This window comes from Haloarcula marismortui ATCC 43049, from assembly GCF_000011085.1.
GTDB lineage: Archaea > Halobacteriota > Halobacteria > Halobacteriales > Haloarculaceae > Haloarcula > Haloarcula marismortui.
Genome location: NC_006396.1, coordinates 2,969,745 through 2,987,604, shown reverse-complemented (window position 1 = coordinate 2,987,604; position 17,860 = coordinate 2,969,745). Strand labels below are relative to the sequence as shown.

The 17,860-nt window shown below is 63.7% G+C and carries 12 protein-coding genes and 1 pseudogene; 5 read left to right on the top strand and 8 right to left on the bottom strand.

Features of this window, described 5'->3' with window-relative positions:
* Positions 1 to 43 precede the first annotated feature (43 nt).
* The 3 genes and pseudogenes from btuC to RR_RS18985 all read left to right on the top strand — a co-directional run bounded on the left by btuC (position 44) and on the right by RR_RS18985 (position 4,816).
* A complete protein-coding gene (btuC, locus tag RR_RS18995; RefSeq protein WP_011224764.1) occupies positions 44 to 1,114 on the top strand; it encodes a vitamin B12 ABC transporter permease BtuC in 1,071 nt (356 codons plus the stop codon).
* Positions 1,111 to 2,382, top strand: a complete 1,272-nt coding sequence (locus RR_RS18990; protein WP_011224763.1) for an ATP-binding cassette domain-containing protein — start codon at positions 1,111 to 1,113, stop codon at positions 2,380 to 2,382. The genes btuC and RR_RS18990 overlap by 4 nt, the downstream gene beginning before the upstream one ends.
* A gap of 56 nt (positions 2,383 to 2,438) precedes the next feature.
* A pseudogene (locus tag RR_RS18985) lies at positions 2,439 to 4,816 on the top strand (DEAD/DEAH box helicase).
* Between the two features lie 25 nt (positions 4,817 to 4,841).
* Here the strand turns inward: RR_RS18985 and RR_RS18980 are convergent.
* The 4 genes from RR_RS18980 to RR_RS18965 all read right to left on the bottom strand — a co-directional run bounded on the left by RR_RS18980 (position 4,842) and on the right by RR_RS18965 (position 8,782).
* Positions 4,842 to 6,029, bottom strand: coding sequence for a sensor histidine kinase (locus RR_RS18980; protein ID WP_011224761.1), 1,188 nt, complete (start codon positions 6,027 to 6,029; stop codon positions 4,842 to 4,844).
* Positions 6,030 to 6,161: 132 nt separating this feature from the next.
* Positions 6,162 to 7,262 (bottom strand): AI-2E family transporter, encoded by a 1,101-nt coding sequence (locus RR_RS18975; RefSeq protein ID WP_004963941.1) that lies wholly within the window; start codon positions 7,260 to 7,262, stop codon positions 6,162 to 6,164.
* A gap of 87 nt (positions 7,263 to 7,349) precedes the next feature.
* Positions 7,350 to 8,225, bottom strand: a complete 876-nt coding sequence (locus RR_RS18970) for a mechanosensitive ion channel family protein (RefSeq protein WP_007189089.1) — start codon at positions 8,223 to 8,225, stop codon at positions 7,350 to 7,352.
* Positions 8,226 to 8,368: 143 nt separating this feature from the next.
* Complete coding sequence (locus RR_RS18965; protein WP_004518577.1) at positions 8,369 to 8,782, bottom strand: Lrp/AsnC family transcriptional regulator; 414 nt, start codon at positions 8,780 to 8,782, stop codon at positions 8,369 to 8,371.
* Between the two features lie 102 nt (positions 8,783 to 8,884).
* Between RR_RS18965 and carA the strand changes: the two genes are divergently transcribed.
* A complete protein-coding gene (gene carA, locus RR_RS18960; RefSeq protein ID WP_007189090.1) occupies positions 8,885 to 9,931 on the top strand; it encodes a glutamine-hydrolyzing carbamoyl-phosphate synthase small subunit in 1,047 nt (348 codons plus the stop codon).
* A 46-nt stretch (positions 9,932 to 9,977) separates the two neighbouring features.
* Positions 9,978 to 10,166: a hypothetical protein gene (locus RR_RS22120; RefSeq protein WP_137440626.1), complete on the top strand. Its 189-nt coding sequence runs from the start codon at positions 9,978 to 9,980 to the stop codon at positions 10,164 to 10,166.
* A 51-nt stretch (positions 10,167 to 10,217) separates the two neighbouring features.
* On the opposite strand, the gene RR_RS18955 is transcribed toward RR_RS22120, so the two are convergent.
* The 4 genes from RR_RS18955 to RR_RS18940 all read right to left on the bottom strand — a co-directional run bounded on the left by RR_RS18955 (position 10,218) and on the right by RR_RS18940 (position 17,838).
* Complete coding sequence (locus RR_RS18955; protein ID WP_004963949.1) at positions 10,218 to 10,844, bottom strand: hypothetical protein; 627 nt, start codon at positions 10,842 to 10,844, stop codon at positions 10,218 to 10,220.
* A 224-nt stretch (positions 10,845 to 11,068) separates the two neighbouring features.
* Complete coding sequence (locus RR_RS18950) at positions 11,069 to 14,089, bottom strand: PAS domain S-box protein (protein ID WP_011224758.1); 3,021 nt, start codon at positions 14,087 to 14,089, stop codon at positions 11,069 to 11,071.
* A gap of 110 nt (positions 14,090 to 14,199) precedes the next feature.
* Entirely contained in the window at positions 14,200 to 17,451 is a 3,252-nt protein-coding gene (carB, locus tag RR_RS18945; RefSeq protein ID WP_011224757.1) for a carbamoyl-phosphate synthase large subunit, read from the bottom strand.
* A gap of 156 nt (positions 17,452 to 17,607) precedes the next feature.
* Positions 17,608 to 17,838: a hypothetical protein gene (locus tag RR_RS18940; RefSeq protein ID WP_004963957.1), complete on the bottom strand. Its 231-nt coding sequence runs from the start codon at positions 17,836 to 17,838 to the stop codon at positions 17,608 to 17,610.
* Positions 17,839 to 17,860 lie beyond the last annotated feature (22 nt).

The following is a 17,860-nucleotide window of genomic DNA, read 5'->3' as shown; positions in this document are numbered from 1 at the left end:
CAGGAGCAATAAATACTTATCTACTGCAAGTGGGCTTTCATACATGCGTTTCGCGGGTCGGACTCTCGGGTGGTCGGCAGGGCTCGTCGCCGTCCTCTGTGCCGTGGTGACGACGAGCGCCGGCATCGGCCCGGTGTGGATTCCGCCTGCCGATGTCGGGAAAGTGCTGCTCAACGCTGTCGTCGTTCCGACTGGCATCTCGATCTCCGGCCCTGCCGTCGACGTGACCACGGCTCACGTGTTTTCCTACGCCGTAAGCGACCTCCAGACACAGATAGTGCTGCAGGTCCGACTCCCCCGGATACTGCTCGGTGCGGTCGTCGGCTTCTCGCTTGCCGCCGCGGGGACAATCATGCAGGGTATCTTCCGGAACCCGATGGCCGACCCGTCTATCATCGGCGTCTCCTCCGGCGCGGCGGTCGGCGCGGTCGCCTTCATTGTCGCGCCAGTCGTCATCCCGTTCGGGCTCGGACTCCGCGGCGCGGCCTTCGCAGGAGCGCTGGTCGCGGCCTTCGGCGTCTATCTCATCGCGACGCGGAACGGCCGCACACCGGTCGCGACGCTGTTGCTGGCCGGCGTGGCGATACAGACGTTTCTGGGCGCGGTGGTCTCGTTCCTGTTGCTCCACAGCGGCGAGAGCATCCGGCGGGCGCTGTACTGGCTGATGGGCCATCTCAAGGGCGCGTCGTGGCCCGAAGTGACCACCAGCGTCGTGCTCGTGGCCATCCCGTTCGTGGTGTTGCTCGCGTACGCACGCGACCTGAACGTGATGCTGCTGGGCGAGGAGGACGCCCAGAGCCTCGGTATCGAGGTCGAACGGACCAAGCGGGTCCTGCTCGCGCTGTCGGCAGTCATCACGGCAGCGGGCGTCGCCGTCGCCGGCATCGTCGGCTTCGTCGGCCTCATCGTCCCTCATGTGATGCGGCTACTCGTCGGGCCGGACCACCGGATACTGCTCCCGACGGCAGCGCTCGCCGGCGCGTCGTTTCTCGTGGCGACGGACACGCTAGCACGCTCGGGTAGCGCCGAGGTCCCGGTCGGCATCGTCACCGCCGTCCTCGGCGCGCCGTTTTTCCTGTACTTGCTCCGGAAGCGGGAGGTGCACGAGCTATGAGCGAGCAGACCGCGCCCGAAGGTTCGGACCCAGAACGGGACCGCTCCGGGCCGATGCTTGACGTGTCTGACCTCGCGGTCTCCTTCGGCGACCAGTCGGTCGTCTCGGGCGTCGATTTCAGCGTCGACCGCGGGTCGCTCGTCGGCCTCGTCGGTCCCAACGGCGCGGGTAAGACGACCGTCCTGCGAGCGGTGAAGGGAACGCTCAACCCGGACACCGGAACAGTTCGTGTCGACGGCGAGCCGATTTCGAACCGCTCGGCGAAAGCGGTGAGCCGCCTCGTCGCGAGCACGCCACAGGGCACCGCACTGTCGTTCGACTTCAGCGTCAGGCAGACCGTGGAGATGGGCCGGACGCCACATCTCGGCCGGTTCGACCGGATGGACGAGGCCGACCGGCGCGCCGTCGAGCGGGCGATGGAACGCGCGAGCGTCACGCAGTTCGCCGACCGGCCGTTCACCTCGCTGTCTGGCGGCGAGCGCCAGCGGGTCCTCCTCGCTCGGGCACTGGCACAGGAGACACCGGTGCTCCTGCTTGACGAACCGACGGCGAGCCTCGACATCAACCACGCCGTCCGCACGCTTGAACTGGTCCAGACGCTGGTCGAAGACGGGAAAACGGCCGTCGCAGCGATACACGACCTCAATCTGGCCGCGCGGTACTGCGACGAACTGGTGTTGCTCGCCGGCGGCGGGGTCCGCGCCGCGGGCCGTCCTGCTGACGTTCTCACGAGCGACACGCTCCGTGACGCCTTCGACGCGGAGACGCTGGTGACGACCCAGCCCGGCACCGACGCGCCGCTCGTGACACCGCTGCCCGAGCAGGAGTCGGTCGCCCGTCGCGTCCACGTCGTCGGGACCGGCACGCCAGCGGCTGCCGCCGTCTCGAAGCTCGTCGGGGCCGGCTGTCGGGTCAGCATCGGCGTCGTCCCCGCCGGTGACACAGCTGCCGAGCGGGCCGCCGATCTCGACTGCGAGGCGGTCACGGTCCCGGCCTTCGCCGGCATCGACGACGCGGCACGCCAGCGCGCCGCCGACCTCGCCGCTACGGCCGATGCCGTCGTGATAGCGGGCGAAACCGGTGACGGCAACAGCCCGGTTATCGAGGCTGGCGGTGCCTGCTTCGCCGTCGAGACAGACGAGAGCGCCTACACCAGCAACGGTCACGACACCGTGCCGCTGACTGCGCTCCCTGCGGCAGTCGCGTCCCTGCCGCCCGCAACGGAGCGCGACGCGACACCGCCACTCAGCCAGTCGACCACTGACTGAGAGCACCGCCGACTGAGAACAGCAACACCGATACTTCTCGTCCGCGTACCCCGCCCGTGGACGACACGATTTCGTGGCTCCGGAACCGTCCGTACTACGAGGGACAGATCGTCGACCAGCGGACGGTACCCGGTCGGGACGCACGGACCGCGGACTGCGAGACGCTATCGAGGCGGTCCGCGGCGGCGAGAACGTCGTCCTCGCGACCGAGACGGCCAGCGGTAAGAGCCTCGCCTACACCGTGCCGGCCTTCGAGCGGGCGCTGGACCGCCGGGCGACGACGTTGTACATCGCGCCACAGGTCGCGCTCATCAACGACCAGACCGAGACGCTGTCGGAACTCGCGCAGGGGCTGGGCTTCGCCTCCGGGGTCTCCGTCGCCCAGTACACCGGTCGGCAGTCCAAATCCGAGAAGGAGGCCATCCGGGAGCGCCAGCCGACCGTGTTGCTGACCACGCCAGATATGCTCCACTACGGCATCCTCCCCCACGCCCACCGGCTGTGGGACTGGTTCTTCCAGCGGCTCGAAACCGTCGTCGTCGACGAGGTCCACGGCTACCGCGGCGTGTTCGGCAGCCACGTCTCGCTGGTGATGCGCCGCCTCCAGCGTATCGCCGAGCGGTTCGACGCCGGCGGAGATAGCAGCGAAAGCAACGGCAGAAGGGGCGACAACGCAACAGCGGGCGGCCCTGAGTGGGTCTGTTGCTCGGCGACCATCGGCAATCCAGTGGAGCACGCGGCAGCGGTCACCGGCCAGCCCGAACCGTCGTTCGTGCTGGTCGACGAGGACGCGAGCGCCAGCGGGCCGCGGCACTGGCTGCTGTGGAACCCGCCCGAGTACGATGGCGACGGCTGGGGGAGCGGTCGCCGGAAGTCGAACCACGTCGAGACGAAACAGCTGTTCGTTGACCTCGTAGAGCGGGGCCTTCAGACAGTTGTCTTCGCCGGGTCGCGCCAGACGGCCGAGCGGTACGCCAGCGACAGCGCCGACGAACTCCGGAAGCGTGGCGAGCACGACCTCGCCGATGGCGTCGGCGCGTATCAGGCCGCACTGACCGACGACCGGCGGCGCGAACTGGAGCAGGGCCTGCAGTCGGGGGACCTGCGCGGCGTCTGGTCGACCAGCGCGCTCGAACTGGGCGTCGATGTCGGCGGCCTCGATGCCGTGCTGCTGGACGGCTACCCCGGCACGCGGATGCGGGCCTTCCAACAGGCCGGACGGGCCGGCCGCGGCACCGACCCCGCCCTGGTGGCGCTGGTCGGCGGGGAGGACCAGCTAGACCAGTACGTCTTGCGCAACCCCGACGCGCTGTTCGAGACAGGGGCCGAGCAGGCCGTGACCAACCCCGAAAACGAGCAACTGCTTCCGGGCCACGTCCACGCAGCCGCCTGCGAAAACTGGCTCTCGCCGGACGACGACCGTCATTTCGGCGAGACGTTCCCCGACGTGGTTTCCGGCCTCGAATCGGCCGGGAAGCTCGACCGCCGCCAGACCGACCAAGGGATGCGCTGGCTCGGTAACGGCAGCCCGCACCACGAGATGAACCTGCGGACCGTCGACGACGGCGAGGTGAAACTGGTGGCGAAAGGCGACGTGATAGCGAAACTCTCCGTCGAGGACGCATTGCGGGACGCCCACCCCGGCGCGATTTACCATCATCAGGGCCGGCGCTACGAGGTGACAGACCTCGACCTCAACGCGGGTGTGGCAGAACTCGACCGGACGTGGGCCGACTACTTCACCCGCGTCCTGCACGACAAGACCATCACCGTCGAGGCGGACCTGGCGGAGCGGCGACTGCCGACCCGCGAAGACGTGCCGGTCCGCTTCGCGTCCGTGACGATGCGCAAGCAGATCACCGGCTACGAGCGCCGCGACGGCTCCTCAGGGGAGGTCCTCGGACAGCGCTCGCTCGACCTACCAGAGACGACGCTGGAGACGAAGGCGCTGTACCACACCGTGCCGTCGGACCTAGAACGCGAGATACGGCAGGGTGCGTACGGGGCTGAGAGCGGGAGCGAAAGCGGTGACGGCGTTCAGTCCGGCGATGCGGTGACCGACGGCGGCGACGCCGGCGACGACGGCGACTTCCCAGGGGCCATCCACGCCGCCGAGCATGCCATGATTTCGATGTTCCCCTTTGAATACCTCTGTGACCGCGGCGACATCGGCGGCCTGTCGACGCCGCGCCATCCCCACACCGGCGAACCGACCATCTTCATCTACGACGGCTATCCCGGCGGCATCGGGCTAACGCGAGCGGGCTACCACGATATTGGGCCGCTGATGGACACCACGCTGTCGATGCTGACCGCGTGTGACTGCGCCGACGGCTGTCCGGCCTGCGTGCAGTCGCCCCACTGCGGGAACGCGAACGACCCGCTGGACAAACACGGCGCGATACATTTACTGGACGGGTTGTTGAATCGATAACAAGCCCTCTCATTCCGGCGGTGGTTCAGGCGTCATCCGCCGCTTTCGGCAGCGTGAGTCCGACAACGGCCCCCCGCGGCTCGTTATCTTCGACCCACACGTCGCCGCCGTACGCGTCGACCAGCGTTCGGACGAGGTAGAGGCCGACGCCGGTCCCTTCACTGTCCGGTCGCTTCTCCCCGCGCTCGAACACCGTCCGTTTCTGCTCGTCCGGGATTCCCGGGCCGTTGTCGGCGACAATGACGTTGACTACGTCTCCATCATCAGTTGCGTCAACGACGACTGACGGCGTTGCCGAGTCGTTGTGCTGGATGGCGTTAGTCAGGACGTTCCGGAACACGGAGGACAGGAGTTCGTCGGCTTGCACCCGCACCGACGGGAACTCGTCCGGGACGGTAACCTGTGCGTCAGTGTACGTCGCTGTGATGTCTTCGGTCACCGAGGACAGGACTGGGCCGAGGGCGACCGGCTCAGTCTCCCAGTCCGTCTGTCGCATTACCGTCGCAAGGTTTCCAGCCGTCTCAAGCAGTTCTGCGGCCGACTGGCTACTCTCCTGAATCCCGTCGACGTGTTCTAGGGCGTCGCCACTGCACTGGTCCCGGAGCAACTCCGCCCGGCCGGTGATGGTCTGTAGGTGATTCGTGAGGTCGTGACGGACGATCTGGTTCAACAGGTCGAGGTTGTCGCGTTGCCGCTTCAGCTCCCGCTCGCGCTCGATCCGTTCGAGGGTCGAGAGTACGTTCTTCCCGAGGATGTCGGCCAACTGCGTCTCACGCTCAGTCGGTTCGGCTCGCTCATCCGTCCCAGCAGTCAAAAGCCCATATTCTGCGAGCGGGACGGTGATACCGCCATGCAGCGGTGCATCAGACGCGGCTTTTTCTTCCGAAACCAGAACTCGCTGTGTCTCGTCGGATTCGTACTGTTTCCACAGCCAGCTCCCATGCTCATGTCGCATTACCTTCCCCGGGTCAGCAGGGGCCTCGACGTGCTCCCGGAGTGGCTCGGAGATGGTTACGGCTTTGAGTTCGCTGTCGGTGGCCTCCCAGAAGACACTGAAGGGAAAATCGAGAATTGCTGTTGCAGTCTCAACTGCGACTGCCGCGACCTCAGACTGGTCTTCGGCGGCCATCAGTCGCCGCATCGCCACATGCAACTCCCCGATCTGGTCAGCTGAGGACGCCTGATAGGGGAGGGAGTCGGAGTTTGACCCCATTTTTAGTTCCTTATTTCGACCTGAATATAAATGTTCTTTTTGTATGTCAAAATCACACACCCGACGTGGCTGTCAATCACTGCTCGCTCGCGAACTCTATCCACATTCGGGTTTCGTTCACCGCTACGACGATTAGCTGAAGTCTTCCAGTCGTAACTGGTCGGGGTGGATACCGTCCGGTTCGCTCGCGCCGAGCAGCCGAGGAAGTGCCGTGTTCGCGAACGTCATGCCAACGACGAGCAGTATTGGGGCAAAGAAGAGCCCGTAGAACCCCAGCACGACCGGTCCGAGGGTGTACGCGAGCATCAGGAGCCCGACGTGTGTGCTCTCACCGCTGAGAAGTGGCCGGAGCAGCAGGTCCGGAATCGTGTCGACGACGACCACGGCGATGAGGAGGAATCCAAGCACGTACGCAAGCAGCGACGATTGGCCGTCAAGCACCACCGGGAGCGCGGTGATGCCGGTCAGTGGGAGATAGATTATTTTCATCCCAACGACAGGGATCAAGCTCGCGATACCGGTCAGCGCGCCGGCAAGCGTTGGATACGGGACCTCGACAGCCGCCGGCGCTACGACGTTATAGCCGGTGAATGCAGCGATGGCGATGAGCGATATCGCCAGCACGTTCAGGAGATTGCCGAACAGCACCGCTTCCAGCTCCTCGTCGACAGCTTCGAGATACTCGCGGATAATGGCCCCGTCATCGAACCGGAGCAGCCACCCGCGGATGCGTCGTCCGTCTACCAGAAGGTAGTACGTGACGATGGTCGTGATGAACAGATTGAGGAAGAACTGGGAGGCGACCGACGTGAGTACCATGGCGTTCTCGCTGAGGAAGTCAACGAACGGCTTGAGCTGTCCCGACTGGTAGGCGCTGTACAACCCCTCTACGGTGAGGTCTGGCACAGACTCCGCGCCGTCCAGCCAGCTGACGTGTGTTGCGGCCACGTCGACGAGCGCGTACTGGGTGACAAACTGCCGGGCTTCGATGATGAGGAGGACGGCCGCATAGCTGACGAGCAACAGGAGCGGAATCGCCAGCGAAGCCATGACGACGACCGCACGCACCCGCGCCGGAAGGCGGAGCCTGCGCAAGGAGGTGTAGTACCGTCGCGTCGAGTAGTAAAGGAACACGGAGACGGTCAACGCCGCGATAAACTGATATGCGAGGACGCCGACCACCACCGCGACAGCGAGACCAAAGAGGGCGACGACGAAGCGCTTCTCGTCCATATACATACCATCTTATGAACAGGTATAAACGTACGGGCGCTGCGAATCTCGCAGACAGCACGGGGTCGATGCTGTACCGGCCGGTAGCTATTCGGTTCGCTCGTGCGCCGGCCTGACGCCGTCGTGGACCCCGATGTCGCCGGAGAGTTCGTGCTGGCTCGTGTCACTGAGGTCGATGCCCTCGGCGCGGCAGTCGGCCTGCACCTGCTCGATAAACGCAGCCCTGACCGACGCGAGCCGATTCCGCCGTTCGTTGGGAATCCAGATCCGGCCTGTCAGGATGACCGCTGTCGACGCGAGGTCGCTGACTCTGGCTGTCGGTGCCGGCTTCTCCGAGACGTGATCGAGGTCGCGGGCGGCGTTCGTGATGATGGCCTGTACCGTCTCGATATCGGCGTCATAGCTCACGCCGAACCGGTAGGAGATACCCACCGGGCCTGTTGATGTCTGGTTCGTCACCGCGCTCGTCGCCAGCTCCGTGTTCGGGACGATGATGCGCTCGTTATCTGGCGTTCGAATCCGCGTCACTCGCAGGTCGATATCAACCACCGTGCCCTGCATCCCGTTCCAGGCGATGATGTCACCGACGTTCAGATCCGGGTCAGTCACGATGAACGCGCCAGCGACGAAGTTCCCGAGCACGTCCTGTGCTGCCAGCCCCACCGCCAGTGTGATGCCCGCGGCCAGCAGCGTCGACCCCGCGAGCGCCCCCCGAAAGCCTGCAACGCTCGCTCCGATGACCACCGCAAAGACGACCGACAGCAGGTGGACCGCACTAGTCAGCGCACTGGCGACCGTTTTATTCGTCGCCGTCCGTGACAGCGCCAACCGGACCGCTGGTACGACGATGAGCCGGCCGACAGCGTAGAGCAGCGCCGCGGCGGCGAGGAACTGCGCCCCGTCAGTCGCGAGTTGTCCGTACGTCGAGACGATGTCGATATCCAGGCCCACCGGGAACTGCATACCGTCTCTTGTAGCCCAATAGATATGAAATCAGGGTGTCACGTCGGACTGGTGGGCCGCCCGCCTGCCTGTTCGCGTTTCGCGGTTCTCACCCACGTCGCTCACTTCGAATCGCGCTACTTCTGGCGGCTCTGCCGTGCGCATCACCCGACGCGCTCGTTTAAAATCAACCTCGTCTTCGTGCCCACAACCTCCTCCAACTCACGCGCTTGCGTGATGAGCCCGTTGACTGCGTCGGTGTCAGCGGCATCAACGACCACGACGATATCCTCCTCGCCGGAGACCTGCCACACGAAATCAACCTCCTGCCAATCAGCGATGCGGTCCGAAACCTCGGCCGTGTCGACGTTCACATCAACGCTGACCTCGATCATCGCTTTCACGTTGCCGGTCCGCGTCGCGACAGTGAATCGTTCGATAACGCCGTCGTCGACCAGTCGTTCGACGCGGTTTCGCACAGTCCCTTCCGACGTGCCGACCCGGTCCGCGATTTCCGTATACGGGGTTCGGGCGTCCCGGCGGAGTATCGAGAGTATCTCCCTGTCGAGGTCGTCCATCGAGATATGACAGTATCACCGGTCGTGACTTGAGGATTACGAAATTCGAAACTCGTCTTCGAAAGCAACCCTTATGGCCGACTATAGTATACGCATCTCGTAATGGCTGACGCATACGTGGCAATCGAAGGCGACCGCGTCATCGAGGCGCGCGCTCGCGCTCCGGGGACGGCCCGCGGCGAACTGGTCTTTACAACGGCGTACACCGGGTATGAGGAGAGTCTTACCGACCCCTCCTACGAGGAACAGGTCCTGACGTTCTCCTATCCGCTCATCGGGAACTACGGCGTCCGAGAGGAACGCTTCGAGTCGGACCGCGTCCACCCGCGCGCGGCAGTGGCCCGCGAGATGACCGACGACGTGGCCGAGTGGCTCGAATCCGAGGGTATCCCGGCCGTCGACCACCTCGACACGCGCGACATCGTCACCGAAATCCGCGACGAGGGGGCGATGAAATGCGGGATCGCCGCCGGGCCGGACGTGACCGAGCAGGACGCGCTCGACGAACTCCACGAGTGTAAGCATATGTCTGACCACACCGACATCGGCGCGCAGGTCTCCGTCGACGAGGTCGAGGTCCACAACGAGGGCGGCGACGGTGCGACGGTCGCGCTGGTCGACTGCGGTGCGAAGGGCTCTATCGCCGAGTCGCTCGTCGAACGCGACGCCGAGGTCCACGTGTTCCCGTACGACGCCACCGAGGACGACGTGGCCGCTGTCGACCCGGACCTGCTGTTCATCTCGAACGGCCCCGGCGACCCCGAGAACTTCGAACAGGCCGGTGAACTCGTCGAAACCTACGTCGGCGACGTGCCGCTCGCGGGCATCTGCCTCGGCCAGCAGGTCGTTGCCAACGCGCTCGGCGGCGAAACTGAGAAGATGGAGTTCGGCCACCGCGGCGTGAACCAGCCGGTCCGTGACCTGCGCTCCAATCGGGTCGTGATGACGACCCAGAACCACGGCTACACCGTCGCCGACCCCGGCGACAAGCTCGACGTGACCCAAATTAACGTCAACGACGACACGCCGGAAGGGCTGGAAAACGACGACCTGAATATCATCACGCGCCAGTACCACCCCGAGGCCAACCCCGGCCCGCATGATTCGCTCGGCTTCTTTGATGATGTGCTAGGGATGGCGGGGGAGTAGGGGGAGCCTAGCCGTAGGGAGGGGTCCCCGGACTTCCGAGCGGCGAGTGGTAACGAACCGTGAGGAGAGCGAGGGGCGCGACGACAGGGAGCCGCCCTCGCATTGCGAGCGGAGCGGGACCTTCGGTCCCGCAAGCAGTCGGGCGGTATCGCCGCCCGACGACGGGGAACAGAGTGACCCGCGAGCAGTAGCGCGGTTCGAAGCGAGCGGAGCAGATGAGAACCGCGAACCGTGAACAGCAACGAACCGCGGGCGGCGCGGTTTGGACGCGCATGAGCCACGTCTTTCAGTCGCTGTCGTCGTCGATTGGTTGCCCGCGGTAGTATTTCGTCTGGTCGCTGTCTTCGCTTTTGGCCGTGTTGTTCTGCGGTGCGACGGGGCGACCGCGGTACATGACTCGGTTGGCGTCGTCGTCGCCGTCGATTGCGTCCGGACTGTCCTGCTGGTGGTTCTCGATGAACTCGGCGGCCGCTTTGAGCGTTGTTTTGTCGGTCTTGCGGTGCACCCAGCAGTGGTACATTTTCCGTGGGGTCCGGAGCGCGAGGCGGTGCGCACGGAACCCGGTCTTGGTGGTAACGTCGGCAACTGCTTCGTGTGGGATCTCGATGATGTCGTCGTCCTCGTCTTTCCCGATGAGACAGAGCGTCCGGCGGCCGGTAACCAGAATGACGGTCCGTCGGTCGCCGACCGGTGAGTCGGTCTTGCGTTTCGTTCCGCGACCGATGCCGCGCTTCCCGTTGGTCAGGAGATACGCCGGGGCTTCCGCGCCGTCGAGGTACGTCAGCGGTGGGTTGTTCAGCGGTGGTGACTCAGAGAAACGACTCTTGTATCCAGCGAGGACACCTACCGTTACCGAGTCACTGGGAGCCATCTCAGCGACTGTCTCCGCCCGCTTAGTGATGTCCTCTATCATCGGATTCCCGGAGCGGCGACAGCGATTGCAACACGGTCCATACTGCTAGTGTCACAGCCCCAGAAATGAGTGTTACGAACGTGCCATTATTGGCACAGAACAGGACAGATAGTCATCAGTAGCTAATCGAGTACTAGCTATGACCACTATATCGGTTCAACGGTTCGGACATGTAATGGTTGAGAAATCGGTGCATGGATAACAGTCGTTACAGCCCGACCGCTCTATGACTCCTGTCTGACGCCCCTGAACTCGAATCGTGCGCCGCCGGCGTCGCTCTCAGTAACGGACACCGACCAGTCGTGTGCCGCCGCTATCTCCTTGACGATAGCGAGCCCAAAGCCGGTTCCACCGTCAGTGGTGGTGTAGCCGCTCTCAAACACTGTGTCGTGCTTTTCCGGCGGGATACCACCACCATCATCGGCGACGTAAAACCCCGGGTCGTCGAGATCGCCGACCTCAACAGTGACGGCCGGGCCGCCGTGCGTCACAGCGTTGTTGATGAGGTTTTCGAGGAGTTGGCGAACGCGGCTCTCGTCGGCGTAGATTGTGCTCTCAGCAGTGACTTCGAGTGTGGCATCAGACGTCTCGACAGCATGCCAGCAGGACAGCGCCGTCGGTTCGAGGTTGAGCGGCTCCGTTTCGGATACCGTGTCCCCCTCACGGGCGAGAGTCAGCAGATCCTCGATGAGTTCCTTCATGCGGTCGATTGCACGGTAACAGCGGTCGAACTGCTCGTCGTTGCCGGTGTCTCTGGCAAGGGTGAGCGAGCCTTCGAGGACGCTGAGCGGGTTCCGGAGGTCGTGGCTAACGATGCTCGCAAACTCTTCGAGCCGGTCGTTCTGTCGCTCCAGTTCCTCGCGGTACTCGATTCGGTCGGAGATATCCCGTGAGATGGCAACGAGCCGGGTGATCTCTCCGTCAGCGGCGATCGGTGTTACCTGTGTCTCCCAGACGCCAGTCGGGTGGAGGTCCCGCTCCTCGAATGTGATAGGTTCACCGGCCGAGACACACTGCTTGTAGTGGTCGGCGATTCGACGACCGATGTCCGGGCCGGCAGCCTCAACTGGGGTCTGACCGGTCAGTGACTCGGTGTCGAACCCGGTCTGTCGCTCGTAGGCCTCGTTCGTCCGAACGTATCGGAACGTCGGATCGTCTGCCGGCTCCTCAATGTCGACGAGCGCGATGGCGTCGTTGGTGTTCTCGAACACCGCCGCATACTCGTCGGTGAGGCGAGCCAACTCCCGCTCGCGCTGTTTCTGGTCGGTAATGTCAGTCGCAACGACACAGAGGGCGTACGGCTCGCCGTCATCGTCGAGTATCGGTGTCTTCCGCGTCAGATGCGTCCGCTCCGTCCCGTCGACCGGAATCACCGTCTCGACTTCGACGGTCTCTTTCTGTTCAAGGGCCCGCTGATCGTCGGCGTGAGTCTGCTCCGCGATGCGGTCCGGAAGAATATCGTAATCGGACAGGCCGACGACAGATTTGTCAGCGTCGATCCCGTAGAGCTCACGAGCCGCACTGTTGATGAAGAGAAAGCGGCTGTCGATATCTTTCATCAGGATGTACGTCGGCGCTGTGTCGAGAATGACCTGCAGTTTGCGGCTCGTGTCTTCGAGTTCTTGTTTCCGCTTTTTGTGGTCGGTCACGTCCTGATGGATCCCCACCGCACGGACCGGATCGCCGTTCTCGTCGCGTTCGACCACTTTGCCAATGTCGCGGATCCATCGGTAGTCGCCGGTCGCCGTCTTGAGGCGATGGTCACATTCGTATATCTCCGTCTCGCCGTCGAGGTGGGCGTTCAGTGCCTCGTAGGTCCGCTCGCGGTCCTTAGGGTGAATCAGTTTGTCCCAGGTGTCGACTGTCGGGTCGAGTTCATTGAGCGTGTAGCCGAGCATATTCGCCCAGCGCTCGTCGAAGGTGACTTGGTCCGTCTGAACGTTCCAGTCCCAGACGCCGAGCTCAGCACCCTCAAGGGCGAGTTCGTGGCGTTCCGTGAGCGTTCTGAGTTCTTGCTGCCGGTCGAGTCTGGAAAGGGCCTCCTCGGTGTTCGCAGCGAGGGTTCGCATCAGCGAGACCGATGCGTCCTCGAACGCGGCGGCATCGGTCGATGCGGCGATCAGCACACCGTGGTCGCCCAGTGGAATCAGGAGTTCGCTACAGACGTCGGTGTCAGGGTTGTAGCGGTTGGGGTGAGTGGAGACATCGTTGAAAACACGCTGTTCGCCGGAGTCGAACACCTCCCAGACCAGACTATCGCCCTCGCTAAACGTCGGATGGTCGTCGATAATCGCCTGAGCCTGGTCGGTCACTGCGGTCGGCCTGAGAGCGTCGGCCGACTCATCGGCGAGAAAGACAGCGCTGAGTGGCAATCCGAGCAGATCACGCGCGGTTTCGACGACCAGTTCGGCGGCAGCCTCGCGTGACTCAACGTGCATCAGCTCCCGCGTTGTGTCGTGCAGTGCCTCGATACGCTGCTGTCGCTGCCGACGCTCCGTGATCTCCTGAAACTGCGAGAAGATCGCGACGGTCTCTCCGTCTTCTCGGATGATTCGGTTGTGCCACTCACAGACGATCTCCTCGCCGTCGCCGGTCTCGATATCAAGCACCGTATAGTAGCCCCCGCTGCCTTCCTGCAGGGCCGTGATTGTCTCTTCGACCGCATCCAGCGCCGAGTCCGGGACGAGCGTCTCGAACCCCTTGCCGGCGAGCGCCGATTCCCCACGCCGCAGGATCTCCTCGCCTTTCTCGTTGACCTGAACCACCTCAAAGCTCTCGTCCCACTCGATGACGCCGAGCGGTGACTTATCGATAAACAGCGAGAGCCGCTCCCGGCTCGCGTCCAGTGCCCGCTGTGACCGGTACTGCTCGACCGCGTTGGCGATGCGGTTGGCGAGAATTGTGTACTGGTCGGTGCCCTGTTGTTTCTGGAGGTAGTCGGTCACACCGGCCGAAATCGCCTCGCTGGCCACTTCCTCGGAGCCTTTCCCTGTAAAGAGAATGAACGGGAGGTTCTCGTCGATAGCTCGGACGGATTCCAGAAACTCGATGCCGTCCTGACCGGGCATCTCGAAATCCGAGACAACACAATCGATTGGTTCCTCGCTGAGCCGGGTGAGTCCCTCATTTGCCGACGTTGCCGGGACCACGTCGAACCGGTCGTCGGCACGGCTGAGAAACGCCGCCGTCATCGACGCGAACTCGGGGTCGTCCTCAACATGCAGGACACGTACGGCATCGGCCATGAATGGTACGTGAACGTGTCCAACGAATAAGTATTTGTACCTGTCCGTTCGAGTGACAGGAATCGGTGCCACCGCGGTGGGTGATCTGCTCCCGAGAACAGCCGACCGCGTTACTCAGCGCCCCACTCGCGCTGGGTCTTTGGCCGTTCATCGATGGCCTGAACAGCGAGTGGCTGGTCAGCGGAGTTGATCGCTTCCAGCGCCGCCTCGGCGCTCTCGTGAGTCGAGAAGTACGTCACAGTCTCCTCGACACAGGCTTCCAGCACGTCGCGGTTGCGGGAGAGAACGAGGTCAACCTTGCCGCTCTGGATGGCGTCGATGATGGCGTCGGTGTCTTCGTAGTCGTCGAAGTCCTGTACGTCGAAGTGCTCCTCGAAGCCGAGGATTGGCAGGTCAACGATGGCCGTCCCCTCAAGCGGGATTGCCTTGCCGACGGCCATCTGGGCCTTCTGGTAGGCCTTGCCGAAGGAGCCGGCGGTCCCCATGACCTCGCCGGTGGATTTCATCTCCGGGCCGAGACGCGGATCCGAACCCGGCAGGCGGTCAAAGGGCAGGACGACCTCCTTGACAGAGACCTGCTCCGGAATCTGTTCCTGCACGTCGAGTTCCGAGAGCGTCGCGCCGGACATCACCTTAGCGGCGATTTTGGCGATCGGGACGCCAGCCGTCTTGGAGATGAACGGAACGGTACGGGACGAGCGCGGGTTCGCTTCGAGGACGAACACCTCGCCGTCACGAACGGCGAGCTGGACGTTCAGCAGACCGACGGTATCGAGCGCGTCGGCGATATCCTCAACGACCTCGCGGATGCGCGGCATCACGTCCTTGATCTCCTGAGACCGGGGCGGAATCATACAGGCGGAGTCGCCCGAGTGGATGCCCGCCGTCTCGACGTGTTCCATCACGCCGCCGATGAGGACATCGTCCTCGTCGGCCACGGCGTCGACATCCAGTTCGACGGCGTCGGCGAGGAACTCGTCGACCAGAATCGGCTTGTCCGGGCTCACACGGACGGCTTCCTCGATGTACGTTTCGAGGTCCTCGTCGTTGTACACCACGTCCATCGCGCGGCCGCCGAGCACGTAGCTCGGGCGCACAAGGACGGGGTAGCCGATGTCGTGGGCCAGGTCGAGGGCCTCCTCCTTGGAGGTCGCAGAGCCACCTTCGGCCTGTGAAATACCGAGTTCGTCCATCAGCTTGTTGAACCGGTCGCGGTCCTCGGCGAGGTCCATCGCGTCGACGGAGGTCCCCATGATCTCACAGTCGAGGTCGCGGCGTTCGAGCTCCTGTTCGAGCGGGTGGCCGATGTCGACAGAGGTCTGGCCGCCGAACTGGACCATCACGCCGTCCGCGTCGGTCGCTTCGATGACATCGGCGACCTCCTCTGCAGTAACTGGTTCGAAGAACAGTCCGTCGGACGTGTCGTAGTCGGTCGACACCGTCTCGGGGTTGTTGTTGACGACGTGGGCGTCGATGCCAAGGTTCTCCAGCGCGCGGACCGCGTGGACCGAACAGTAGTCGAACTCCACGCCCTGCCCGATACGGATGGGGCCGCCACCGACGACCACGACACTTTCGAGGTCCGGGTCGATCTGGAGTTCGTCGCGGTCGATACCCGACAGCGGGTCCCGCGTCGAGTAGTAATACGGCGTCGTCGCCTCGAACTCGCCGGCACAGGTGTCGACGAGTTTGAAGTCGCGGTCAGTCGTCTCCGTCTCGACGGTGTCGACTGTGACACCGGAGCCATCGGTCGCCGCTTCGACTTCCGGCTCGTCGCCGCCGTCTTCATCCAGATCCGCCGGGAGCCAGGAGACGTGCGTATCGTTGAACTCACCGCCGGCCAGCGCCGTTATTTCCTGGTCAGTAAAGCCGGCCTGTGCGGCGGTCTCGTAGTCGCCATCGCGGGCGGCCTCAGCGGCGTCGGCGACCTCTTTGAACCGCTCGACGTACCACTCTTTGATGTCGGTGATATCGACGACTTCCTCGACGGTGTAGCCGCGGCAGAACGCCTCGAACATCGCGTACGGACGGTCAGGCGTTGGCTTTTCGAGGTACTCCGTTTCGAGTTCCGCGTCGTCGATTTCGTTGAAGTCAGCAGCCGGATTGTACTCCGAGGAGCGAAGCGCCTTCAGCAGGCTCTCGGGGAAGGTCCGACCGATGGACATCGCCTCACCGGTGGATTTCATCGCTGTCGACAGTTCGAACTCCGTGTCGCGGAACTTGTCGATAGGCCAGCGCGGCACTTTCGTCACGACGTAGTCGATAGCCGGCTCGAAAGCGGCGGTCGTCTCGCCGGTAATTTCGTTGTCGATTTCGTGGAGGCGCTTGCCGAGCGCGACCTTCGCAGTGACACGGGCAATCGGGTAGCCGGTTGCCTTCGAGGCCAGCGCAGAGGAGCGGGAGACACGCGGGTTCACCTCGACCACGCGGTACTCGCCGCCGGGGGTGCCGTCGTCGTGCCAGGCGAACTGGATGTTACAGCCGCCCTGAATGCCGAGGTCGCGGATGACCTTCAGCGCGGAGTCGCGCATCTCCTGATGGCCCTCGTCGGGGATGACCTGCGAGGGGGTGACGACCGTGGACTCCCCGGTGTGGATACCCATCGGGTCGATGTTCTCCATGTTGCAGATGATGATACAGGAGTCGTCGGCGTCGCGCATCACCTCGTATTCGAGTTCGACCCAGCCGGAGATGGACTCGGTGATGAGGACCTCGTTGTTGCGCGAGAGGCGCAGGCCCTTGCGGACGCGTTCGATGAGTTCGTCCATCTCGTCGACGACGCCGGAGCCGGAGCCACCGAGCGTGTACGTCGTGCGCGCGATGACGGGGAGCCCGCCGACCTCGTCGACGGCGGATTCGACGCGGTCGATGAGCGAGTCCTCGTCCAAGTCGGTGACCGATTCACCGTCGTCGAGCGTGATGGTCGTCGAGCGCGGCACCGGTTCACCGATGTCCTCCATCCGCTGTTTGAACAGGTCGCGGTCCTCCGTCGCGTAGATGGTGTCCAGTGGCGTCCCCATCACGTCCACGTCGTACTCGTCGAGGACGCCCTCCTCGGCAAGTTCGGCGGTGACGTTCAGTCCAGTCTGGCCGCCCAGACCGGCGATGACGCCGTCGGGTTCTTCTTTCCGGATGATCTCAGAGATAGCTTCGGTGTTGATAGGTTCGAGATACACCTTGTCCGCCATCTCCGGGTCAGTCATAATCGTCGCCGGGTTCGAGTTCACGAGCACGACGCGGGCACCCTCTTCCTGAAGGGCACGACACGCCTGTGCGCCGGAGTAATCGAACTCGGCCGCCTGTCCGATCTTGATCGGGCCACTGCCGATGAGCAGGATTGTACGGTCCTCGTCCGCTGTCATTGTACGAGCGGAGTCTACACATCGTAATAAGCCCGGCGAAACAATGCGAAGCTCGAAGCCTAATTTCGAATATCGTAATGCGTCTGCGTCACATAGTCAGCACTCTCACAGACGAGTCTCGGTATAGCAGACAGACGGTAGCGGCGCTGAGAACGGTCAGTTGTCGCGGTCGGGAACGCGATACCGGTAGGGCTGGCCCTGAATAACCTCGACCTCGCCGGACTGAGCACGACGACCAAGGACTGTGGCAACACGGTGGGCGCTCCCGAACGCCTCGTCGTGTTCTTCGAGCAGGTCACAGATTTCGCGTGCCGTCAGTGTGCCGTTGACATCGGCTTCTTCGAGCACTGTCAGGATGCGCCCGAACTCTCCCTCACGCATAGCCATACACAGTTACAGCACCGCTTCC

Excerpts from the sequence above, each read along its gene's own strand:
- btuC (WP_011224764.1), top strand. The coding sequence starts at position 44 with ATGCGTTTCGCGGGTCGGACTCTCGGGTGGTCGGCAGGGCTCGTCGCC.
- RR_RS18990 (WP_011224763.1), top strand. The coding sequence starts at position 1,111 with ATGAGCGAGCAGACCGCGCCCGAAGGTTCGGACCCAGAACGGGACCGC.
- RR_RS18980 (WP_011224761.1), bottom strand. The coding sequence starts at position 6,029 with ATGGGGTCAAACTCCGACTCCCTCCCCTATCAGGCGTCCTCAGCTGAC.
- RR_RS18975 (WP_004963941.1), bottom strand. The coding sequence starts at position 7,262 with ATGGACGAGAAGCGCTTCGTCGTCGCCCTCTTTGGTCTCGCTGTCGCG.
- RR_RS18970 (WP_007189089.1), bottom strand. The coding sequence starts at position 8,225 with ATGCAGTTCCCGGTGGGCCTGGATATCGACATCGTCTCGACGTACGGA.
- RR_RS18965 (WP_004518577.1), bottom strand. The coding sequence starts at position 8,782 with ATGGACGACCTCGACAGGGAGATACTCTCGATACTCCGCCGGGACGCC.
- carA (WP_007189090.1), top strand. The coding sequence starts at position 8,885 with ATGGCTGACGCATACGTGGCAATCGAAGGCGACCGCGTCATCGAGGCG.
- RR_RS18955 (WP_004963949.1), bottom strand. The coding sequence starts at position 10,844 with ATGATAGAGGACATCACTAAGCGGGCGGAGACAGTCGCTGAGATGGCT.
- RR_RS18950 (WP_011224758.1), bottom strand. The coding sequence starts at position 14,089 with ATGGCCGATGCCGTACGTGTCCTGCATGTTGAGGACGACCCCGAGTTC.
- carB (WP_011224757.1), bottom strand. The coding sequence starts at position 17,451 with ATGACAGCGGACGAGGACCGTACAATCCTGCTCATCGGCAGTGGCCCG.
- RR_RS18940 (WP_004963957.1), bottom strand. The coding sequence starts at position 17,838 with ATGGCTATGCGTGAGGGAGAGTTCGGGCGCATCCTGACAGTGCTCGAA.